An 18,926-nucleotide genomic window follows, 5' to 3' on the forward strand; every position below is an offset into this window, starting at 1 on the left:
GGTAGGTGATGCTCAAGATGTTTAAAGACAAAGAAGGGCATTGATAGATATTCCAATTTGATATTTCTGACCACCTCCCACACTCTCAAGCACATGAAGTCCGCGATGTGGTTTGCTTTGATTGGGGTTCTTTTCATCGTGATGGCGGTCATTTCAGCCGCATTAAAACGTCTGCCACTGACGACGGCCATTATTTATTTGCTGATCGGCTTTATTCTTGGAGAATCTGTTTTCGGTATCATCACCGTTGAACCCCTAAGAGACTTTACGCTGCTACGAGTGTTTGCTGAAATTACTGTGATTGTCTCTCTTTTTACGGCCGGCCTAAAACTACGACTTCCTTTGAACTCGCCTGAATGGAAAGCCCCATTGCGTCTTGCTACTGTCTCTATGGCTATGACGATATTTCTTTTGAGTCTGTTTGCAGTTTTTGTTCTGGGGTTTACATGGGGAGAGGCCATTTTACTGGCAGCAGTGTTGGCTCCGACTGATCCAGTTCTTGCTTCGAGTGTTCAGGTTTTGGGGCCTGCCGATCAAGACCAGCTGCGTTTCAGTTTGACGGCCGAAGCCGGTCTGAACGATGGAACGTCTTTTCCTTTCGTGATGCTGGGCCTGGGAATGTTGGGATTGCGAACTCTTGGTCCCTGGGGATCTCACTGGCTTCTTTTCGATGTTGTCTGGGGCATCTGTGGCGGGCTTCTTATCGGAACTCTTTTGGGTGCGGGTATCGGAAAAGTCGTTATCTATCTTCGCACCCGTCATGAAGAAACCGAGACCTATGATGATTTTTTAGCCCTTGGCTTAGTGGGGCTTTCTTACGGGCTGACTGTTCTTTTGCATGCCTATGGATTTCTTGCGGTGTTTGCAGCCGGCCTTGCGCTCCGTAAAAGAGAACGCCGCGAGAGCCATCATTTGCAAGCTATGCAGGTTCCCTCCAGCGAATCTTTTCGAATAGACACTATCTCTGGGCATATGGCCTTAGGAGTTCTGGAATTCAATGAGCAGATGGAACGTTTAGGAGAGCTCTCGGTAGTCATTTTTCTTGGCGCCATGGTTTCGCAATCCCACTTTTCTGCCGCCGGTTTTTATATAGCTCTTTTCCTGTTCATCGTGGCTCGACCGCTGTCAGTCCTCTTTGGAATACGAACTCACAAGCATTCTCACAAAATTCTGATTTCTTGGTTCGGCATTCGCGGTGTTGGCTCGCTTTATTATTTGGCGTTTGCTCTGGAGCAAGGCTTAACGGGAGATTTTGCCCGGAAATTAACTGAAATTACCTTGATGGTCGTGGTGGTTTCGATTGTGCTTCACGGGCTTTCTGCAGCGCCGCTCATGATTCGTCATTCAGGTCGCGAGTAAAAAGAAAGCCCCCATCGAGCATCAAAACTGTGGCTTTGATTGTTGGACACGGAGTTTCTCATCAGGATATTATTCTCGACCAAGATATGTCCGCAAAGGGCCGTGGTTAAGGATTTCCCGGCTACACTGCTGATGCCCTTCTTATGCTGAGCTGGTTGTTGTAAATTTTGTTAGGAAGCACAATCCCAATTCGGGTTACAAAATCAATTAATTGAAAAAGCAAAAAAATGGAGATACAAATCGGCCTATATTTAGGAAAAGTACTCACCGGGGGCAAAGATAGAAAATCCGCGCATTTTATCCCCTCACAAAGGAAGCAACTTAATTATGAAAAATCTCTTTTTCACTTTCGCTGGCCTTATCTTTAGCCTTTCATCTTCTGCGGCACTCAAAACTCTCGACGGACAAGAAACCCATGGTGGCAATGTCATTTTGGCTGAGTTCTGGAGCTATCACAATCAGGTGACCGCCACCTTTAATGCGTGCCCTCGTAGTATCGAAAATCCCTTGGTAAACACTTGGCTAAAACAAGTTGTCCAAACAGAGATTAAAACCCAGCCGCAGGTTTTTGTTGGTGCTAATAACGAACAGGAAGTCGTGGCATTGAATATGCCCAAAAGAAATCCGCCATTGATTTTGATCTCAGAAACAAAATGGCCAGCTCTAAGCTCACTGGAGAAAATAAAAATTGTGATGCACGAAACATTACCAGTACTGGGCGTCACTGACGATGACTATATTTTTTCAGGACAGCTCTTTGATAGTTACAAGAACTGCACAAGCCCGAAATACTCAGAACAAGAGATACTCTTTAGCTTCCTGATCTGTAATAAAGCCAGCATAGAAAAGCTGGAGGGTGCTGATATCCTCTCGCTCAATCCTGCCAAAGCCATGACTATTGCGACCTACACGAATTGTTTACCGGCAGTTCGAAAACTGCAGGACTATGGCGGCAGCTTAAAACTTTGCTATGGAAATCATCCTACTCTTTCTGCAGAAAGTCCGTTGCAGACATTTATATTCTCCTATCGAGATCGAAATCCAAACTACCCTGAGTTCTTCGATTTTTTAATGAATCTGGACACCTCAGAGCTTGTCACTGATTGCGACTCCGACTTTGCAAAAGCCTGTACGCTCCTAAAAAAGAATATGAGCGCATATCCAGCGAAAGCTTCCGATCTCAGCAAGCTTGGACAGAAAATAGGTTGCAGTTTGTAGTTCTGCGCCCTAGCTATGGGCCAAAAAAATGCTTTCTGGCAACGTAAAACGCCCGGTGGTTCTTTCAGAGAAATAGCATGGTAGAAGAAGCTATCAAGGAGAACCACAACTATGAGAGCTCTCATTTTATTTGCAAGCATCCTATTAACTCTTTCTGCAAATGCAGAAACAACTCTCAACGTGTTCGGACCGGGTGGGCCCGCTCCGGCCATGAAGAATTGCGCCGAGGCCTTTGGTAAAGAAAAGAAGGTCAAAGTGAATGTCACAGCGGGACCTTTGGAAAAATGGGAGTCTCAGGTAGGTACCGCAGATCTGTTTTACTCTGGCTCTGAAAACATGATGGATTCTTTCCAAGAAAAGATTTCTTCTTTAGATGGTGCCACGATCCAAACACATTACATTCGCCCCTCTGCTATTTTGGTGCGTCCCAAAAATCCTGAAAAAATTAAAGGCGTCAAAGATCTCGTCGATCGCAAGTTGAAAGTGATGGTCGTTAATGGCGCCGGTCAAGTAGGCATGTGGGAAGATATTGTTGGGCGCATGCAAAGTGCAAAAGCGCTTAGTAAGTTTCGCGCAAATATTGTGTACGCTGCTAAGAATACCGGCGAAGCCGAGAAGAAGTGGAATGAAGATAAAAGCATCGATGCTTGGCTCGTATTTAATATCTGGGGCACAAGAAATCCCGAAACGGCAGAGATCGTAAAGACCGAGCCAGAGCTAACAATCTATCGTTCCATGGGCACGGCCCTCGCTAAAAGCACAAAGCAAAAGTCGCTCGTTGAGGAGTTTGTGAAGTTCATCGAAGCCGATAGTTGCAAGAAGATGTTCGCTCGGGAAGGGTGGAGTCAGTAGAGTACTAAAGCTCGCCGATCGCGATATTAAAATCGTGTTCTGAAATCGCCTCGATGCCTTCATCCTCTAACAGATCCTGAACTAAGACCTGAGCATCAAGAAGCTTGTCCGTGTTGTCGCTCACAAAGCTCGTGGTGAAGATGATTTTCTTTTTATTGTTGTCGGCGCCGATGACGGCAACTTTGCCGTCGAGGGCAGTAATGAAAACGCCGCCAAGCTCTGCCGCTGTCTCGTTCAGTTCTTCGAGGTGAGTCTGGATTAGCTTCGCGGCTTCCGCTTTGATGTTTTGCATGGGGTGGTCCTTTCTAATCTCAGTAGTAACTACCATATTTTTGGCTATTTCCGGAGTTCGGAATTTTTTCCGTCTCCGATCGTAGCTCTGGGTAATGCATCGGCGGACTGGGGCTCGGGCCGTCCAGGCCCTCGGTCCTTCGGACCGTCTCCGACGCCCTCGGGATCGCATCCTGCGATGCCGATGAACCGTGTTTACTCGGATCTTAAGGCCGCCGCTCAATACAGACTATCGTAAAAATAAAAAAGCCACCCTTGGGTGGCTTTTTTATTTTTAGAAAGATTGGTAGTGAGAGGCGGACTTGAACCGCCGACCTACGGATTATGATTCCGTTGCTCTAACCAGCTGAGCTACCCCACCACACCAAGCAATGTCGCTGTGCGAAATTTCGTACTGTGACATCGATTGAGCAGCTTTTTTAGCGATCTAGCGCCCTCAAGTCAATCATAGAATTTAACGGAATATGGTCGTAACACAAAATATCCCGACCCCAGCCTTTGGTATTGACTAGAGTACCACTTCTAAAATGCAATTGTGGTCAGAGGGATTCCCACTGATGGGAAAGTCCCTCGATTGTGACTTCTTGACGATATCAGTCCTCAAGAAGTTGCTTAAAAATATAGCAACCATAGGATCCACTATTTGGAAGGGGGACCCTCGAAATGCAACTTAGGACTCAACTTAGAAGTCTCGTGCTCTTATCAGCACTCTTCACGCTTGGCCTTACAGGCTGTTCTGATGACAAAACTAGCAAACCAACCACTAGAAAGCTTTGGGGCATTTTCGAAGCTCAAAATACCGGGCTTACGATCGTTGGCGAAGACCTTCAACCTCTTGTGGGTGCAAAGATCTTGATCGGCCAAGAACTTGATATGCCATTTGCTGGCAATTATCTCGTTACCGACAGCAACGGCCATATTGACCTGCCAGCAGGTTGGACGGGTGCCGAGCCTGTAACGATTGATGCCGCTAACCATGTTCGCGCGACTTACTTCGCTCAAGAGCCTGGTGACCGCACCTACCGCTTGCGTCGCAAAACCAACACCACAACAACTCAGTTCGAAGTCAAAGGAATCACCCAAGGACACACCATCCAAGACCGCGATGGTTTCATCGATTTCAGTCTTGTGATCCCAGCAATGACTCGCAATGATTTCTTAGCTTTTGATATCAACTCTGTGATCAGCCCGCAGTCTGACATCATCAGCGTTTTGGGCCAAGAAGCCGAAGTTCCAAGCAATATAGCTTTCCCGAAACAAAAAGAGTCTTACATCCTGCCTGTTACATTGGATAAGCCAGATTACCGCATTTACTTTGCGGAAGGTGGAGTACAAAAAGTTTTCGCAGCTCGAGGACGTTTCCCGTTCAAAGATGTTGTTGATAAGCTTAGAAACAAAGTTCCATTCTATGATCTTGTGAATGACTTCACAATTTCAGGCGGCGGCGTGAAAGACTTGAACCTGACCAAATCCAGCACTCAAGCGGACTTGTCGGTTAAAGACTTCGATTTCAAATCTAAGGTCAATGTATTGGCGCCTATTATCGCAGGCGACGAAACGATGATGGTGGTTGGTGTCGCTCATATGAATGAGTACATGATCCCAACAGACGTGAAATTGATGAAGTCTAAGCAAAAAATCGCAATTTCTGTATTGGATGCGAAAGCGTCTGTGTTCTCGGTTTTGAAGAAAACCAAGGACTTAGAATCTAACGATGAACCAGGCTCTGACCGTTTAAGCGCGGTTTTGGTTCCAGCTGGTGCGGGTTCGGCTCCTCAATTCTTGCCAATCATGGCAGACCCGACTTTGGATTCTAACGGCGACATGCTCGTTCAGAAAATGAACCCTATTGCGGGTGTAAATCCGGTTGCGACTTATGCAATCCTCGCTGAGGTGCGCGAAACCGTTCAGGGTGCACAAAAAATCCAAGTTAACTCTGGTTACTGGGAAATGTATGCCCACAACTGGATCGAAGCTGTGAATTTGCCAAAATGGCCTGAGGGGAATCAAATTACGGGCAAGAAACACTGGGAGATCAATTTGATCGGTAGTCAGACTGTTTCAGAAGTTGATCTAGGCCCGGCGATGATTAATAATGCTACTCATGTCACGCATTCTTCTTTGGATTTCTAGTTCCGTTCTTATTTGTTTTATCTTTTTGGGATCCGGTTGCAGTCTTTTCGACAGGCAACAGGATCCCGAAAATGCAATTCTGAAGCAATCCATTCATCAAAAAGTTTTCTTTGCTCCTTACGACACCGTTTGGAAAGCTGCCCATACTTCGATCAAATATCCGATTGCGATCGAAAACCAAGACACCGGTTATCTTGAAACAGAATTCATCAAAGGGATTGATGGCTTTCAACCACCCGAGGTTGCAAAGACGCCTTCAGCTGGCATCCGCTATAAACTTGTCTTTAACTTTGCCAAAGGAAAAACCGAAGGCCGAGAGTCCACACGTGTGACTGTCGAGAAAAAGATCGAGCGCTTGCGCGATTTCTTTTCAGAAGCCGACAATGTCGCTTCCGATGGGCTCGAGGAAAAAGTTCTTTTCTATCGTATTGAACGCGAAATCGTCATCGCGGAAGCGCTTAAAAAAGCTCAATAAGCCGAATTACTTTTCAGGAATAATTTGAATATTGATTTCATAGAAATCATTGCGTCCACTCAGGTCTCTTGTGCTGGTCTTGAAAGAGTAGTGGCCATCGTTTTCGCAAATAAACCCCACCTCTTTCAAAGTGCTAAGGGCCTCTTCCACTTGGTCTTTGGGGATGCCAAGTTTTTCAGACAGAGTAGATGGGTGGGGAGTCATATCGATTTTGTCGATAAGGGCTAAGACCGCAAAAAAGTGCCAGCCTGATAGTTTTTGGAAATCCTCGGTCGAAACTTGAATCGGTTGGGATTTGCTTCGTCGCTTTGAACGTTGCGAAGAAATGATGTTTTGAAATTCCTGAGCGAGATGAGTATCTAACTGCAGGCGAGCGCAGACCTGTTCGGCTGTTTTCAGAGTCATGACTCTTTTGTCGCCCATAAAGTCATGAAGACGAGACGGGTCTACTCCAAGAAATTTGGCGAAGGCTCTACGCGAAAGATTTTTTTTATTCTTTTGAAAATTCTGATAGAGAGATTGAAGAAATTGACCTTGCGTTTTCATGTCTTATAAAAACGCTATTGATCCTATGGAACTGTGGCAATCACAAAAGCCACAGTGCAAGAGTTAGTGTTACATGTTTGGACTTTATAAGTGGAACAACTAGCGTGTTTTTAAACTGATCACAGCACCCAAATAGCGATTCGAAGAAGTATTCCATCCCGTCGTGCTGAGATTGCCAGTCGCTTGAGGACTTAAAAAGAATCCGTCAAAAACATAAATTGACTGCGCGTTGGTTGCGTCCACTGTCGCCACTTTCTGCGTGAAACCAGACGGGGCGCCAAGAGTGCTGGCACGCGAGGTTTCAATCATACATAAAATGACCCGCGAGTGATGATTGATTGTTGTAAGGCCCGTTACCGTGACTGTGCTGGTAGAGACAGTACCACTGCTAAAAACAGGTGAGACATCCTCAGGCCCACTCGTATTCAGTCCCGAATAGGCAACGACAGATCCCGACGAGTAGTTCACAGATTCTGAAAATGGAAAGCTAAAGTTCGCGCCTTCAGAACCGTCCGCAACTCGTCTGAAAACCCAAAGCATATACTGATTGCTTTGATAACCGGTCGAACCAAGCGAAGTCCACCCACTTGGCGCGGGTACTGAGGCCGTTCTGTCATAGTCGTTCGTCCATATAAATGCGTACAAAACATCTTGGGCAAGAAGACCCGTTGGTTTGGTGATCGTGATAGTGGTATTTGCTGCTTGGGACACGGCGCTCGCGGTCCCGCGAAACTCGCCACCAAATTTTCGCATGAAAGCAAAATTTGGAATTTGCGCATAGCTCGTGACCGAGAGTGAAAAACCAAGAAGAGCAACGATTCTGAATAATTTAAAAGCAAACAATGCAGTCATAGTAAAAGCATCGCGAGCAGAGGAGTTCCTGGTCAATGCGGCCAAGACCTTTGAGTTCTTCCCGAGGAAGGAAAGTGTTGCCTGCTGCTCGTGGCAATGTTCGGTAAATTTGTTATTCTTCTGAAAGCGCTTTTGGCGTAAATTCAGAAGGCTTTAAGTTTTGATCTACTTTGATGTTTGAGAGGGCAATCTCTGTTCCGCGATTGTTTTGCACGTTCAGGATTTTGATTTTTCCTGCGCGCCACTTTCCGCTACCAACTTTTTTGTAATCGCTGAAGTCGATCACCTTAAGAAGTTTGCCTTGCTTGTCGTAGCACTCGGATTTTGTTGGCAAAAAATTGTCCGCAGAAACAAGGCTGACCACTTTCGAGTAGTTTCCTGAAACAGTGTTTACGTCACTCTCGACTTGGTAGAAGGTTTTGCCTTCTACATTAACTTCTTTTTGCAGAATATTTTTAGCACTGCTATCGGTATTGATATTGAAATCTTCGGTATTAAGTTCCGATCCCAAGATGGCAGTAGATTCACTGGAGGTTGCCGCAAGTCTGCGGGTTTGTTTGCTCGAAGGAAGATACAACCACTTTTCCTCTTTACCTTCTTTATAAGTCGCTAGCAGTGAAGTGCCCTTCAAATCTTTCGGAGTTTGCATACGCACCATCACATAGTGCTCTTTTTTATTGGGACTTAGGCGCATGATTTTCATGGCTCTTTCTTTCGAGCTTTTGTCGGCCTCGACGATTTTCATCGAAGCATCGAACTCTTCGTCTTTTGCACTCATGCGAGTTGAGATTTCTTGGGCAATCTTATCAACACTCATCGGCGGAATAGCGGCGCGAGCGGAGGTCGGACTTCCAAAGAGTAAGAACGCAAAGCAAACGGCTGAAAGGGCTGCCATAAATTTCTCCTTCGTGGCGTCTGGTAGTTTCGGATTCGTCAACAACCATGGACAGCTCTTGATGAGGGTTGGAAGCAGAATGAGGTCCCCCACCAGACCTGCAATCATGGATAAGACCATATAAAACCCAAAAGTTCGGTTCATTGCGAAGTAAGAGACAAGAAACACGGAAAAACCTGCAAGCAACGTCAAACTTGAGATCAAGCAAGGATTGCCTTCAAGCCACAAGGCCTTTTCCACATCTAACTTATTGATAGAACTGTTGCGCTGAATGCTACGCAGGCGTTCTAAGAAATACACTGTATTGTTAAATGCCAGCCCCAAAGCGATCGAAAAGATAATGGCGATACTCGGTTTGATCGGAGTTTGTGAAATAGCAAGGAATCCCAAGAGGACCGCGGGCGGCACCAAGTTCGGAATACATGCCACAAACGACCAGCGCACGGAACGGAAAACGACGATCAAAATTAGAAAGATCGCAATCATCGCATGCCAAAAACCAAAGATCAGTTCTTTGGAAAGCTGATTGTTCAAAGTATGAATGGTCGAACCCATTCCCGTCGCCGTGACCTTAAAGCCCGGGAATTTTACATGAGCTTCATGAACAAGATTATCCACCAGACGCGCCAGTTCGTTAGATGGCAGGTCTTGGGCACGTAATGCAATCCGTGTCCGTGCCGAGTCCGTACTGAGGTAGTTCTTCAAAGGACTTTGATCCGACAAAGAATACAAAAATAAAATTTCTGCGGTGGATGCTTTGCTTGCAGGAAGACGACTGCGTGTTAAATTCGAAGCCGCCACTAAGTCCGGCAATCCTACGGCACTGCCTACACCTGGATATTTGCGATAGTGGTGAATAAGGCTGTCTAATTTTGCCAAAAGTTTTGGGTCACCCCAAATATCTTGTGTCCCACGAAGTTCGATATCGATAGGAATCATTCCACCCAGTTTGCGATCAATGATCTCGGTGGAATTTCTGACCTGATGATCTGTCGGTAAGTCATCAAAGAGTCTTGCTGTCCAAGACAGTTTTTGCCCTTTGATCGCAAGACCGACAGAGACCACGATAATCAGCAAAGCGACGACACCGCTTTTGCGGAAGAAGTACAGCCCCCAACGTGCTTTCGCCCAGGCCCATTTACGCGCTTGAGGTTTCGGCAAAAGAATCATCAATGGCACTAAGAGTGCATTTGAAACAATCCAGCAGATAAAGATAGCCATCGCAACGGTGATGCCAAAATCTTTAATTAAAGGGACCTTTGTCGTCGCCAAACTTAAAAAGCCGATCATCGGAGTCAGCGCCGCTAAGAAGTTAGCACCTAACAAAACACGCATAGTTCTGAGAACCGACTTGTAATGTGGAAGCGGCGGGCCTAGCTTTTCTTCTTCCACCAAGCGAAGCATCGAGTGAATACATAAAGACATCACCGTGATCGTCGCAAGAATGGGAATTGTGGTCGATAGAACCGTGAACGAGTAACCTAAAATCGCCATCGCCGCCAAAATCATCAAATTTGCGACCAGAGTAATGACGAACGAAATCAAAACAGGTGTGATATTGGCAAATACAATACTCAGCACGATCAAGCATGCCAAAAATCCTAAACCCACAAAGTTGCGGATCTCGCTTTGCAAAAGGACGCTGATATCAGATTGCACAGCGGGGGTTCCGCCCATTTCTACTTTTGCAAACTCCAGATTCTTTTGCGCGATAGATTCGATATGCGTTTTTAATTCCTGCAAAGCATTGTTCGGAAGCTCTTTAATATAGACCACCAAAGACGCTGTACGCAGATCCTTGGAAATCAACGCAGGACTCAGCATCGTATTTTTAACAACTTGTTGAATCCATTTCTCGGGTGGAATGCTCGCAAGTAGTGGTCCGACGCTGAGGCCCTCTTTCGAATTGATCGCGCCTTCAACAGTAGCCAAGCTGAGAGTGTTCTTAACCCCTTCGAGTTGTCGCAGCTCTTCGGTTGTTTGTTTAAGAATTTGAATTTTATCTACATCGAGCCAATTTTGTGTTTTGTCAGTCAACTGTAGCGTGACAATGAATGGCTGAGATTCCGAGATCTGAAAAGTTCTTTTAGCTTTTGCATCTAACGCGAGCAGTGGATTTTGCTTCGGCAAAAACTGACTCAGGCTGTATTGGGTTTGCAGATTTGAAAAGGTGAAAACACTTAAGACTGTCAACGCGCCCATTGCCAAAAGAATAGAAATACAGACTCGTTTGACAAAAACCGGAAGTTTATCCTTACCCAATAACTGATTGGTCACTGAGATTCCTTTGCAAGAAGTTGATATTTAGTTTTTATTTATCTAGCTGAAAAAATTATGACTGCTTATTTGTTGATGACCGTAAACGTCTTCAAAAGATGTGGAACTTAGCCGTTAACAATATTGTGGTCGTTTTATTCATCGTATTACAGCTTCGAGTGAGGAACAAGATGCAGAATTCACGAATTAGAATTTTATTAGGATTTGCGATTTCGTTTTTCATGGCGCATGCCTCCTTCGCGAGCTCTGTGGTTGACACAGAGTTTGAGATGTCAGTTCCAAGATCTTTTCAACAAAACCTCATTGATCGTGTCTGGGAAGCTCTGCAACGAGATCTGTTTCATTTCGAGTGGAACTTTGATGATCAGGTTTATGAAACTCCGGACGTCAAAGTTCTTTTGACTGGAATTCATCTCGAGTTAAACAGTCGCTTACAAAAACCAGCGGTGGATACTGGGGGCGATAGTGTCATTTTACAGTCTCGGGATTTAGAGGCGACCCTTACAATCAACTCTGTTTCTATCGACCAATGGATTGAGCGCGAGATCGGCGGCGTCATTGGCAGATTCCGTGTTCAGGCCCGTTGCCAAGGCGTGAGTCTGCGCATGCTTCCAGGGAAAGCTTTGTTTGAAATGCGCCTAAGCCCCGTCTTTGAAGGTGGACGAGTCCGGGCGCGAGTTGATGACATCAGTCTGACATGGGCTCAAGACGGGTGGAGCGTCAGTGCTTTGAATTGCACAGGGGCTGCAGGCTTTGACGATATCATTCGTGCCGAGATTCTAAAACAGGTTGCTGATTCAACTCTTGTGAATAAGTACAAAGCGGCCATGATCGAATACGTTCAAAACTACGTCAGTCGCCAGTCATTTGATTTCTCTCACTCAAAAAGTCTGGACAATATTCGTCCTGATATTCATGCCTCGATCCGCATTACGCGTTTTGAAGGGCAACAAGAGAATGCTCTATTGCGTGGAGTGATTCGCATTGTATTTGATAGAAGTTCCGAGAAAGACGTATCTTTGGACCTGACAGGAAAAAGTCTAGGCTCGATTTCACAAACAGCCCTGCGTCTGCCAGAACAGTTAGTGCCTGTGATTGCAAAACGCGCTTTCCCGGCAAAGAGCTGGTCAAAAAGAGTTTCTTCTCGCGAAATCCCGGGGTTTTCGACATTGATGCAATCACGTTTGGCTCAATTCTTTGTGTGGCGCGAGTTGATCCGTTTTTCTAAGTCGGCGGAGTTCTTATTTGATGTGACTAATGCCAAAGCCTTGACGCTATCGGGGGCGGACCTTTCATACAAAGTAACAAACACTTTGAATGCAAAAATGTATGCACCGAGAGACGGGAAGTACGTTCCTTTTATGGACTTTATCATTCCGGTCTCTTCGGATCTTGATGTGACCCTTGCTGACGGAAAACTAACGGCTAAGTTTAGTAATGTTGAAATTGATCTTAAACATCGCTGGGATCCTACCTACATTGAAAGATATCACCCATATCGTACTTTCGCGCGGGACAAGATCTTAGAAAGTGTCCGCGATGGGATTCGTAAGGGAACTCAGTTTTCGTTTGAACTTCCCGAGATTCCTCTTTCAGACAGTGTTCAGTTAAAAGTTGAAAAGGTAGTTCCGCAACCGGGTAGTAAAGATTTGATATTCTATCTTCAAGCGGACCTAGAAGCTTCGTGAGAGTGACAACCGATAATTATCATTGTCGTTGTATAGACCTAGCGGGGTAATGTCTTTACCGGAAATAAGTTCGGCGCTGACTTGCAAAGTCCAAGCGTCAAAAAAGCGCCGGCCGACCGAATACTGTTGGAAATTGCTGTAGCGAAGAGAATCATAAAGGCCCAAGGCCGTGACGGTCCAATTGTCTCCCCACGAGAAGCGGCCGCCGGCCATCCAAGCACGACGGAAGATTTCCGTGACAGAAATATTAGAGTCATTTTCTTTCTCGGATTTGATGTAAGCATATTGCAGAATCGCAACCAAAAGTCCTTCAGAGCCGATGTTAAAATTTTTCTCGAGACCCACAATATTTTCATGTGTCCACCCCGGCAGCAGGGGATCATCGCCAATACTTTGTGAATACACGGTCGCATACTTAAAAAGGAAATTCCATTGTGAGCTGACCCACGATAGACCCCCAACTTGTTGGCGGTAGTTTCTGCTGTTCAATACGACATCGGGATCCGTTTGCAGAACAATTTTCGGAGAGATCTCAATCACGGTCCCTGTTACAGATGGCTGCACAATCGGAAAACTCGAGGCTCCGTCAAAACCGATAATTCCTAAGTCCACAGCACCAAAATGCCATTGCATCCGCAAACCAACATTGTCATCAAGAGCATCATTTATGGTTTTGCGCTCGGTGTAGGTGTATCTGAGGTCGTCGGGAAGAAGCAGAACCACATTGTTGTCGACTGTGCGGGGTACGTACACTCGGCGTGGCAGCCAGCGGCTATTAATGCCCGGCAAGATCGAGCCCCGGTTTTTCGGAATGTAAATGAGTTCTTGCTCGGCCTTTTCGCTGCTATGAGAAAGGATTAAAGACAAGACTCCTAGTTTTACCGATCGCAGGGGATCATAGTACTGATGAGTGTTGACGATATCCATGGGGTTATAGCCATCGGTGATCCCCCAGTTAAAAACATTGCTGCCGGCTTGAAAACTCCAGGATTCTCCGCGCAGACGATAGTAGGCTTCACCGACGTCGAAAAAGGCGCGTTCCTCGTCGGATCTATTTTGCGGGTCCCATAGAAAATTTGGCTTGAAGTAAAGCCTCGAAGACTCTGTAAGTTTCCCAGTCAAAGTGGGGATCACTGCCAGCCGATTCAGAGTAATATTGGTGTCTTCACCGTAGTGTTTTGTCCAGTACACGCCTTCGAGCTTGAGGTCTGTAGTCAGACTCCAAGAACTTTCGGCGAATCCCTGTAAGGGGAGGAGTAAAAGTGCAAGAATCAAAAAATGCATGGAACGATGAAAACCCATAACCTTCCAAGGGGTATGACGCCTTTGTCCTGCTTTCAGTAACTATTTACGACCCCCTGTCTAAGTTCTGGCCACGCACCGAGCGCCCTACAAAGTTCTAGAGCAGGCGGGGACGGCATAAAGACTGCACATAACTGGGCGAGTTCAAAATCAGAACGTGGAGGCTATTATGAAAGGACTATTGAAATCTTTGGCAATCGGAGCATTTTTAGTGCTTTCTGCTTGTGCTAAAGACAAGGGCGGCGGTGGTAACACCAATACGGCTGTAGTGCCGGCTCCAAATAGTTGCCCTGCTGGTTCAACTTACACCACCCAATATGGCTGCTTACCGCAAGGCGGATGTCAGGCGGGTATGCTTGCTTACCAAAATACTTGCATCCCAGCAGTACAGAACTCTTGCGTTGCTGGCCAGGTTTATACTCAATACGGTTGTCTTTCTCAGGGCACTTGCGCTGCCGGGCAGGCGATGTTGAACACTCAATGCATCCCAGTCTATGTCCAAGGCGGAGTTAATAACTCGTACAATCAGGGCTACTATGGCCGTCGTTCGAGCTATGGCTATGCGTATGGTGGTGGTTACTACGGCGGTGGCGGCGGATACTATGGTGGCGGCTACTATCCGAACAATGGTTATTACGGTGGTGGTGTTGGCGGCGGTATCAGTGGCGGCTTCTACGTCGGTGGTGGAGTCGGCGCACAGGTGCCAGGTATGTACTACGGTTACTAATTTTTGAAATTCAAATGATAGAAACTAAAAAGGTCCCTTGCGGGACCTTTTTTATTTTTTAGAAACCGTCAGTAGTTCCAACTTTACCGCGACCGGCGCTGTCATCTTCATCTTCATCAAATGGGATGGCTTTTGCGGCTTCTGTTTTCACAGGAGCTTTTTTCGCAGCGGCTTTAAAAGATACCACGTTTGAAGTTTTCTTTTCTTCAGTTGGCGTGAAACCTTTTTTAACAGTTGTTTTGTTAACAGACGATGTTGGGACCTCAGAAGGCTTCGTTGTATTGTTTCCACCCAAGATCACTGCATTCAATTCAACAGTTAGGTTTTGAGCTGTTACAGCCAGACCCGCGATTTCACCGCTGGTTGCTGCGATCTCTTCAGAAGAAGCTGCATTGGATTGAGCAGCTTGATCCAACTGGTTCATTGCTTTAGAGATTTGCTGAATACCAGAAGACTGTTCGGTGCTTGCTGCAGCGATCTCTGCATTCAAGTCAGAAACTTTTTTAACTGAATTTGTGATGTTATTAAGGACCGCACCACTTTGATCAGCAAAGCGGCTACCTTCTTCAACCTGAGAAACTGATTGTTTGATCAAAGACGTGATGTCTTTAGCAGCATCGGCACTCTTTTGAGCAAGAGTACGTACGGCGTCTGCAACAACCGCGAATCCTTTACCTTGCTCACCAGCGCGTGCTGCTTCGACAGCTGCGTTCAAAGCCAACAAGTTTGTTTGGAAAGCGATATCGTCAATTACTGAAATGATCTCTTCGATTTTCTTAGAAGACGTCGAGATGTTGCTCATAGATTTAATAAGCATTTGGATTTCAGCTTCACCACGTTCTGCGGCTTCTTTCGAAGTCAAAGAAAGGGTCGCAGCTTGTTTTGCATTGTCAGAGTTCATTTGCACCATTGAAGAAAGCTCTTCTAGTGACGCTACGGTCTCTTCCAAAGAAGCTGCCGCTTCTGTCGACGACTGAGACAAGCTGTTGCCAGCCTCGTTCAATTGTTCAACTGCTGTAGAAACTTGCGCACCTGCTACTGTCAGACGATCAGAAATGCTGCCAACAGAGTTTGTAATACGAGCCGCGATCCAAAGAAGAACACCGAAGATCGCAAAGGCAGAGAATAGGGTGACAAAAAGAAGAAAGTTGGTAACAGAAGCTTTGGTTTCTTGCGCGTCCTTAACGCCTTGCTTAGCCATTTCTCCGTAAATTTTATGAACGTCACCATTCCATTTTCTAACTTTGGAACCGACTTCTACCAAACGGCCGTTCAATAGCTTTTCGGCTTCTACAAATTTTTGCGGGTCGCCGCTTTCGACTAAAACCAAAATATCTTCCATAGCTTTATAGAACTCTGGCAAAAGCGGTCTTACTTCTTGGTAAGAAACGTCTTCTTCTGGAGTTCTTGGAATTGGATCATAGATCTCTTGGGCTTTACGGAACTCGTTCATACCCGAACGAGCTTGATCGATACGTGATTTACGAAGCTCAGCATCTTGGCCAGCAGCGATAGCATTCAAAACTTGGTAAGAATACTTATTGCGGGCTTGGCGCATTTCACCGATGACATCATAAGTAGGAATGACCTGGTCATTAGCGACACTTAAAAGGTCAATCAGCTTATTGATGCCTTTATAAGAAGACATTCCCAATATTACAAAGCCGATTACAGGTAAAACAGCTGCAAAAAGAAGACGTCCACGAATACCCTTGAACCACGAAGAGACGGAAAATTGACTCATATGAATCCCTTGCTTTCTAAAATTGATAGCGAATCTTACACGAGTTCTGTTCGGCCCAAATTGCGAAAATAACGAGGCCAAATCACTAAAGTACCGGACAGAGATGGCATTTACTGTTCGAATCAAACAATTGATTATGGATTAAAATGTGAGTGAATTTATAGAGTCCTGGACCAAAGTGCGTTCTGTTTCTGCAACGATGTTTTGCTCGGGCCCCGGCTAATCGAAATGTAACAATCACAATAACATTAAAGCATCGAGGTTCTTATGAAACATGCTTTGATGACACTTCTTGCTTTGAGCTTAGTATCTTGTGCAGATTTTAAAGACTCACCCTTTACTGATGAGCTTCACCATACAGGTAGTGATCTTAATTTACGTCAACAGAGTCGGTTGTTTTCGATTTCCCCGAGTGAAGAGACCGGCATTCGGTTTGCGCTAATGACCGATAGTCATCACAACTATAATGATCTTGGAACCGTCGTCAGTAACATAAATAGACGTTCGGATTTAAACTTTGCAGTCCATACCGGAGATCTGACCGACAGTGGTTATAACTTTGAGTATGATGCGTTTATTCAAAAATTTTCAGCCTTAAATATCCCAAGCTTCGTTGTGATAGGAAATCATGATGCTATCGGAAAAGGCCGTAAAATATATAAGAACTTTTTCGGGGACTTTAATTACTCTTTTGTGTATCGCGGTTATCACTTTATCTTCTTTAACAATAATCGCATGGAGTTTTTGGAAGAGGGCTGGAGTTTAGATTGGCTCACAAGCGAGCTTCAGAAAAATCCAACTCTTCCTAAAATCGTTTTTCAGCATATTAACTTTGAAAATGCCGACGCTTTTACCTCAGAGATGAGCGCGCAGATGAAAAGTCTGTACGAGAGTCACAATGTCGAGTGGGTGATCAATGGCCATCGCCATGTTTATGAATTGAGTTTAAACAACGGTGTTCACTACCTACAAGTGCCAAGAGTAGAAGATGCTCGCTATCTAGTTCTGAGTCTGCAACATGGATCCTTTGAATTGCAAAGCTGCCAAGGAGCTTCCTGTGAAAACATTTATGAAGGTCTTCATTCTTATTAGTGTGTTTTTTGGTTCTAGTGCTTGGGCCTTGGAATATTCCGCAGGTGTTCAACATGCCGGCTTTTTGGGAACAAATGTAATATATGCGGGTGTCGAGAACAACGACAAGGACTTGGGGTTAGATCTCCTGCTGGGAAGGTCTAAGGACTCTGATGACAGCAATGTAGATCAGGTTAGTTTGAAGTTCCGCTATTTGCCTTGGGTCGTTAACTTTGCAAACACGTGGAGTTGGCGGCCCATTTATGGAGGTTTGTTTTTGACGTATTCTCCGGGTAAAGAGTTTTTTTACGATAGCCCAGATAAGTATCCTCAGAAAAATTACTATGATGCCACTTTTCGCCGTTATGGAGCCTTGGTTGGAAGTGTTTTGAGTTATATGAAAATAAGTATTTATGGAGAGCTAGCAATCCTTGATAAAACTCTCGAGTCTCAAGTCGTGTCCAATGCTGCTTTGTCTTGGCAGGACTCGGTTTCGGCGGCTGTGGGTTTGCGTTGGAATTTCTAGCTTGTTTGTATGGGTAAAATCTCGCAAGATAAACGTGTGAAACTTAATCAGCTGGACCTCAATGAAATTCATTATTTTGTCAGAGTCGTGCAAGAGGGCAGTTTGTCTGCCGCTTCGCGCTTTTTGCAAATTCCAAAATCAAAAATCAGCCGTAAGCTGACTTCTTTCGAAAAGAAAGTCGGCCATGTTTTGCTGAAAAGAAATACTCGCAGTGTTGTACTGACAGAAGAAGGGCAGAAAATCTATAACCTGGTAGGTGGCCATCTATCAGAAATGATTTCTGAGCTTGATAATAACTTATCTCCGCAATCGGAACTTAGCGGGCAATTAAAGATTGCAGTGCCAAGCGGGTTGGGTATGGGGCCTATGATGACTATTGTAGGTCAGTTCCGAAAAAAATTTCCTGGAGTGAAAATTCATATTCAGTTTACGGATAAGACCTTGCCATTGCTGAAACAAGATTTTGATTTAGCGATCAATGTTGGCCCGGTTCGACAAGAAACCTTGATTGCGGTCACACTTGCTGAAATGGATATGCTCTTTTTTGCAAGTCCCGAGTACTTAAAAAGAAACGGGACACCTTTAGACGTCGAAGATCTCAAAAATCATTTTCTCATTGAACTCAATAATAATGATGAGGCCGAAATTGTTTGGCCGTTAACCTCGTCGAAAAATGAAACCAAAGAGATCGCGATTCGCAGCGCCCTCAGTGTGAATTTGCCGCAGACTTTAAAGTTGGCCCTATTGGATCATCAAGGTATTGGTATTTTGCCTTGGGTCGTTGCGAACCCAGAATCTAAAGAAGGATCTCTTGTGCAAGTGTTGCCGGAGTGGCGGGTCAAAAACGTGCCTTTGTATTTCGTCTATCCGAAACTCAAAGTTAAAAACCAAAAAGTAAAATCCTTCGTGAGCTTCTTCAAAAACGAAATTGCACGCTTAAAACCTGACGAGTGTTAACTGATAAAAAAAG

General features: G+C 45.2%; 17 protein-coding genes and 1 tRNA gene. 10 read left to right on the forward strand and 8 right to left on the reverse strand.

Annotated features, from left to right (window positions below; translation table 11 throughout):
- The first annotated feature begins 93 nt into the window (after nt 1–93).
- The 3 genes from ACLWBB_RS06085 to ACLWBB_RS06095 all read left to right on the forward strand — a co-directional run bounded on the left by ACLWBB_RS06085 (nt 94) and on the right by ACLWBB_RS06095 (nt 3,429).
- The gene (locus ACLWBB_RS06085; RefSeq protein WP_413290719.1) at nt 94–1,359 is read left to right on the forward strand and encodes a cation:proton antiporter; all 1,266 of its coding nucleotides are present in this window, start codon (nt 94–96) and stop codon (nt 1,357–1,359) included.
- Between the two features lie 327 nt (nt 1,360–1,686).
- Nucleotides 1,687–2,577, forward strand: a complete 891-nt coding sequence (locus tag ACLWBB_RS06090) for a hypothetical protein (protein ID WP_413290720.1) — start codon at nt 1,687–1,689, stop codon at nt 2,575–2,577.
- A gap of 111 nt (nt 2,578–2,688) precedes the next feature.
- Nucleotides 2,689–3,429 carry a substrate-binding domain-containing protein gene (locus ACLWBB_RS06095; protein ID WP_413290721.1) on the forward strand — a complete coding sequence of 247 codons (741 nt, stop codon included), beginning with the start codon at nt 2,689–2,691 and terminating at the stop codon, nt 3,427–3,429.
- 4 nt (nt 3,430–3,433) lie between these two features.
- Here the strand turns inward: ACLWBB_RS06095 and ACLWBB_RS06100 are convergent, their stop codons facing one another.
- Complete coding sequence (locus ACLWBB_RS06100) at nt 3,434–3,721, reverse strand: hypothetical protein (protein ID WP_413290722.1); 288 nt, start codon at nt 3,719–3,721, stop codon at nt 3,434–3,436.
- 283 nt (nt 3,722–4,004) lie between these two features.
- Nucleotides 4,005–4,081: transfer RNA gene (locus tag ACLWBB_RS06105), tRNA-Met, on the reverse strand.
- A 302-nt stretch (nt 4,082–4,383) separates the two neighbouring features.
- On the opposite strand from ACLWBB_RS06105, the gene ACLWBB_RS06110 reads away from it, so the two are divergent.
- Nucleotides 4,384–5,853 carry a hypothetical protein gene (locus ACLWBB_RS06110; protein WP_413290723.1) on the forward strand — a complete coding sequence of 490 codons (1,470 nt, stop codon included), beginning with the start codon at nt 4,384–4,386 and terminating at the stop codon, nt 5,851–5,853.
- Entirely contained in the window at nt 5,825–6,328 is a 504-nt protein-coding gene (locus ACLWBB_RS06115) for a hypothetical protein (protein WP_413290724.1), read from the forward strand. Before ACLWBB_RS06110 ends, ACLWBB_RS06115 begins: the two co-directional genes overlap by 29 nt.
- A gap of 6 nt (nt 6,329–6,334) precedes the next feature.
- Here ACLWBB_RS06115 and ACLWBB_RS06120 read toward each other — a convergent pair whose 3' ends face one another.
- The 4 genes from ACLWBB_RS06120 to ACLWBB_RS06135 all read right to left on the reverse strand — a co-directional run bounded on the left by ACLWBB_RS06120 (nt 6,335) and on the right by ACLWBB_RS06135 (nt 11,121).
- On the reverse strand, nt 6,335–6,733 hold the full coding sequence (locus ACLWBB_RS06120; protein ID WP_413290725.1) for a DUF4423 domain-containing protein: 399 nt from the start codon (nt 6,731–6,733) through the stop codon (nt 6,335–6,337).
- A gap of 240 nt (nt 6,734–6,973) precedes the next feature.
- A complete protein-coding gene (locus ACLWBB_RS06125; RefSeq protein WP_413290726.1) occupies nt 6,974–7,726 on the reverse strand; it encodes a hypothetical protein in 753 nt (250 codons plus the stop codon).
- Nucleotides 7,727–7,838: 112 nt separating this feature from the next.
- Complete coding sequence (locus ACLWBB_RS06130; protein WP_413290727.1) at nt 7,839–10,898, reverse strand: outer membrane lipoprotein-sorting protein; 3,060 nt, start codon at nt 10,896–10,898, stop codon at nt 7,839–7,841.
- A gap of 91 nt (nt 10,899–10,989) precedes the next feature.
- Nucleotides 10,990–11,121: a hypothetical protein gene (locus tag ACLWBB_RS06135; RefSeq protein ID WP_413290728.1), complete on the reverse strand. Its 132-nt coding sequence runs from the start codon at nt 11,119–11,121 to the stop codon at nt 10,990–10,992.
- A gap of 46 nt (nt 11,122–11,167) precedes the next feature.
- Between ACLWBB_RS06135 and ACLWBB_RS06140 the strand changes: the two genes are divergently transcribed.
- Nucleotides 11,168–12,586, forward strand: coding sequence for a hypothetical protein (locus tag ACLWBB_RS06140; protein WP_413290729.1), 1,419 nt, complete (start codon nt 11,168–11,170; stop codon nt 12,584–12,586).
- Here the strand turns inward: ACLWBB_RS06140 and ACLWBB_RS06145 are convergent.
- Nucleotides 12,572–13,888, reverse strand: coding sequence for a hypothetical protein (locus tag ACLWBB_RS06145; RefSeq protein WP_413290730.1), 1,317 nt, complete (start codon nt 13,886–13,888; stop codon nt 12,572–12,574). The two genes, ACLWBB_RS06140 and ACLWBB_RS06145, sit on opposite strands and share 15 nt — an antisense overlap.
- A 169-nt stretch (nt 13,889–14,057) precedes the next feature.
- On the opposite strand from ACLWBB_RS06145, the gene ACLWBB_RS06150 reads away from it, so the two are divergent.
- Complete coding sequence (locus ACLWBB_RS06150) at nt 14,058–14,615, forward strand: hypothetical protein (protein ID WP_413290731.1); 558 nt, start codon at nt 14,058–14,060, stop codon at nt 14,613–14,615.
- 58 nt (nt 14,616–14,673) lie between these two features.
- Here ACLWBB_RS06150 and ACLWBB_RS06155 read toward each other — a convergent pair whose 3' ends face one another.
- A complete protein-coding gene (locus ACLWBB_RS06155) occupies nt 14,674–16,359 on the reverse strand; it encodes a methyl-accepting chemotaxis protein (RefSeq protein WP_413290732.1) in 1,686 nt (561 codons plus the stop codon).
- Between the two features lie 267 nt (nt 16,360–16,626).
- Between ACLWBB_RS06155 and ACLWBB_RS06160 the strand changes: the two genes are divergently transcribed.
- Genes ACLWBB_RS06160 through ACLWBB_RS06170 form a run of 3 tightly spaced genes read left to right on the forward strand, consistent with a single transcriptional unit; the run spans nt 16,627 to nt 18,913 of the window.
- The gene (locus ACLWBB_RS06160) at nt 16,627–17,451 is read left to right on the forward strand and encodes a metallophosphoesterase family protein (protein WP_413290733.1); all 825 of its coding nucleotides are present in this window, start codon (nt 16,627–16,629) and stop codon (nt 17,449–17,451) included.
- Nucleotides 17,417–17,956 (forward strand): hypothetical protein, encoded by a 540-nt coding sequence (locus ACLWBB_RS06165; RefSeq protein ID WP_413290734.1) that lies wholly within the window; start codon nt 17,417–17,419, stop codon nt 17,954–17,956. Before ACLWBB_RS06160 ends, ACLWBB_RS06165 begins: the two co-directional genes overlap by 35 nt.
- A 9-nt stretch (nt 17,957–17,965) precedes the next feature.
- Nucleotides 17,966–18,913 carry a LysR family transcriptional regulator gene (locus tag ACLWBB_RS06170; RefSeq protein WP_413290735.1) on the forward strand — a complete coding sequence of 316 codons (948 nt, stop codon included), beginning with the start codon at nt 17,966–17,968 and terminating at the stop codon, nt 18,911–18,913.
- Nucleotides 18,914–18,926: the final 13 nt, after the last annotated feature.

Source organism: Bdellovibrio sp. HCB337, from assembly GCF_047302465.1.
Lineage (GTDB): Bacteria > Bdellovibrionota > Bdellovibrionia > Bdellovibrionales > Bdellovibrionaceae > JACMRP01.

Bases quoted from the DNA above. Each gene is read 5' to 3' on its own strand.
- ACLWBB_RS06110 (WP_413290723.1), top strand. From the start codon at position 4,384: ATGCAACTTAGGACTCAACTTAGAAGTCTCGTGCTCTTATCAGCACTC.
- ACLWBB_RS06095 (WP_413290721.1), top strand. From the start codon at position 2,689: ATGAGAGCTCTCATTTTATTTGCAAGCATCCTATTAACTCTTTCTGCA.
- ACLWBB_RS06085 (WP_413290719.1), top strand. From the start codon at position 94: ATGAAGTCCGCGATGTGGTTTGCTTTGATTGGGGTTCTTTTCATCGTG.
- ACLWBB_RS06100 (WP_413290722.1), bottom strand. From the start codon at position 3,721: ATGCAAAACATCAAAGCGGAAGCCGCGAAGCTAATCCAGACTCACCTC.
- ACLWBB_RS06140 (WP_413290729.1), top strand. From the start codon at position 11,168: ATGTCAGTTCCAAGATCTTTTCAACAAAACCTCATTGATCGTGTCTGG.
- ACLWBB_RS06115 (WP_413290724.1), top strand. From the start codon at position 5,825: ATGTCACGCATTCTTCTTTGGATTTCTAGTTCCGTTCTTATTTGTTTT.
- ACLWBB_RS06135 (WP_413290728.1), bottom strand. From the start codon at position 11,121: ATGAAAAACGAAATCGCAAATCCTAATAAAATTCTAATTCGTGAATTC.
- ACLWBB_RS06125 (WP_413290726.1), bottom strand. From the start codon at position 7,726: ATGACTGCATTGTTTGCTTTTAAATTATTCAGAATCGTTGCTCTTCTT.
- ACLWBB_RS06145 (WP_413290730.1), bottom strand. From the start codon at position 13,888: ATGGGTTTTCATCGTTCCATGCATTTTTTGATTCTTGCACTTTTACTC.
- ACLWBB_RS06155 (WP_413290732.1), bottom strand. From the start codon at position 16,359: ATGAGTCAATTTTCCGTCTCTTCGTGGTTCAAGGGTATTCGTGGACGT.
- ACLWBB_RS06120 (WP_413290725.1), bottom strand. From the start codon at position 6,733: ATGACTCTGAAAACAGCCGAACAGGTCTGCGCTCGCCTGCAGTTAGAT.
- ACLWBB_RS06160 (WP_413290733.1), top strand. From the start codon at position 16,627: ATGAAACATGCTTTGATGACACTTCTTGCTTTGAGCTTAGTATCTTGT.
- ACLWBB_RS06150 (WP_413290731.1), top strand. From the start codon at position 14,058: ATGAAAGGACTATTGAAATCTTTGGCAATCGGAGCATTTTTAGTGCTT.
- ACLWBB_RS06170 (WP_413290735.1), top strand. From the start codon at position 17,966: ATGGGTAAAATCTCGCAAGATAAACGTGTGAAACTTAATCAGCTGGAC.
- ACLWBB_RS06090 (WP_413290720.1), top strand. From the start codon at position 1,687: ATGAAAAATCTCTTTTTCACTTTCGCTGGCCTTATCTTTAGCCTTTCA.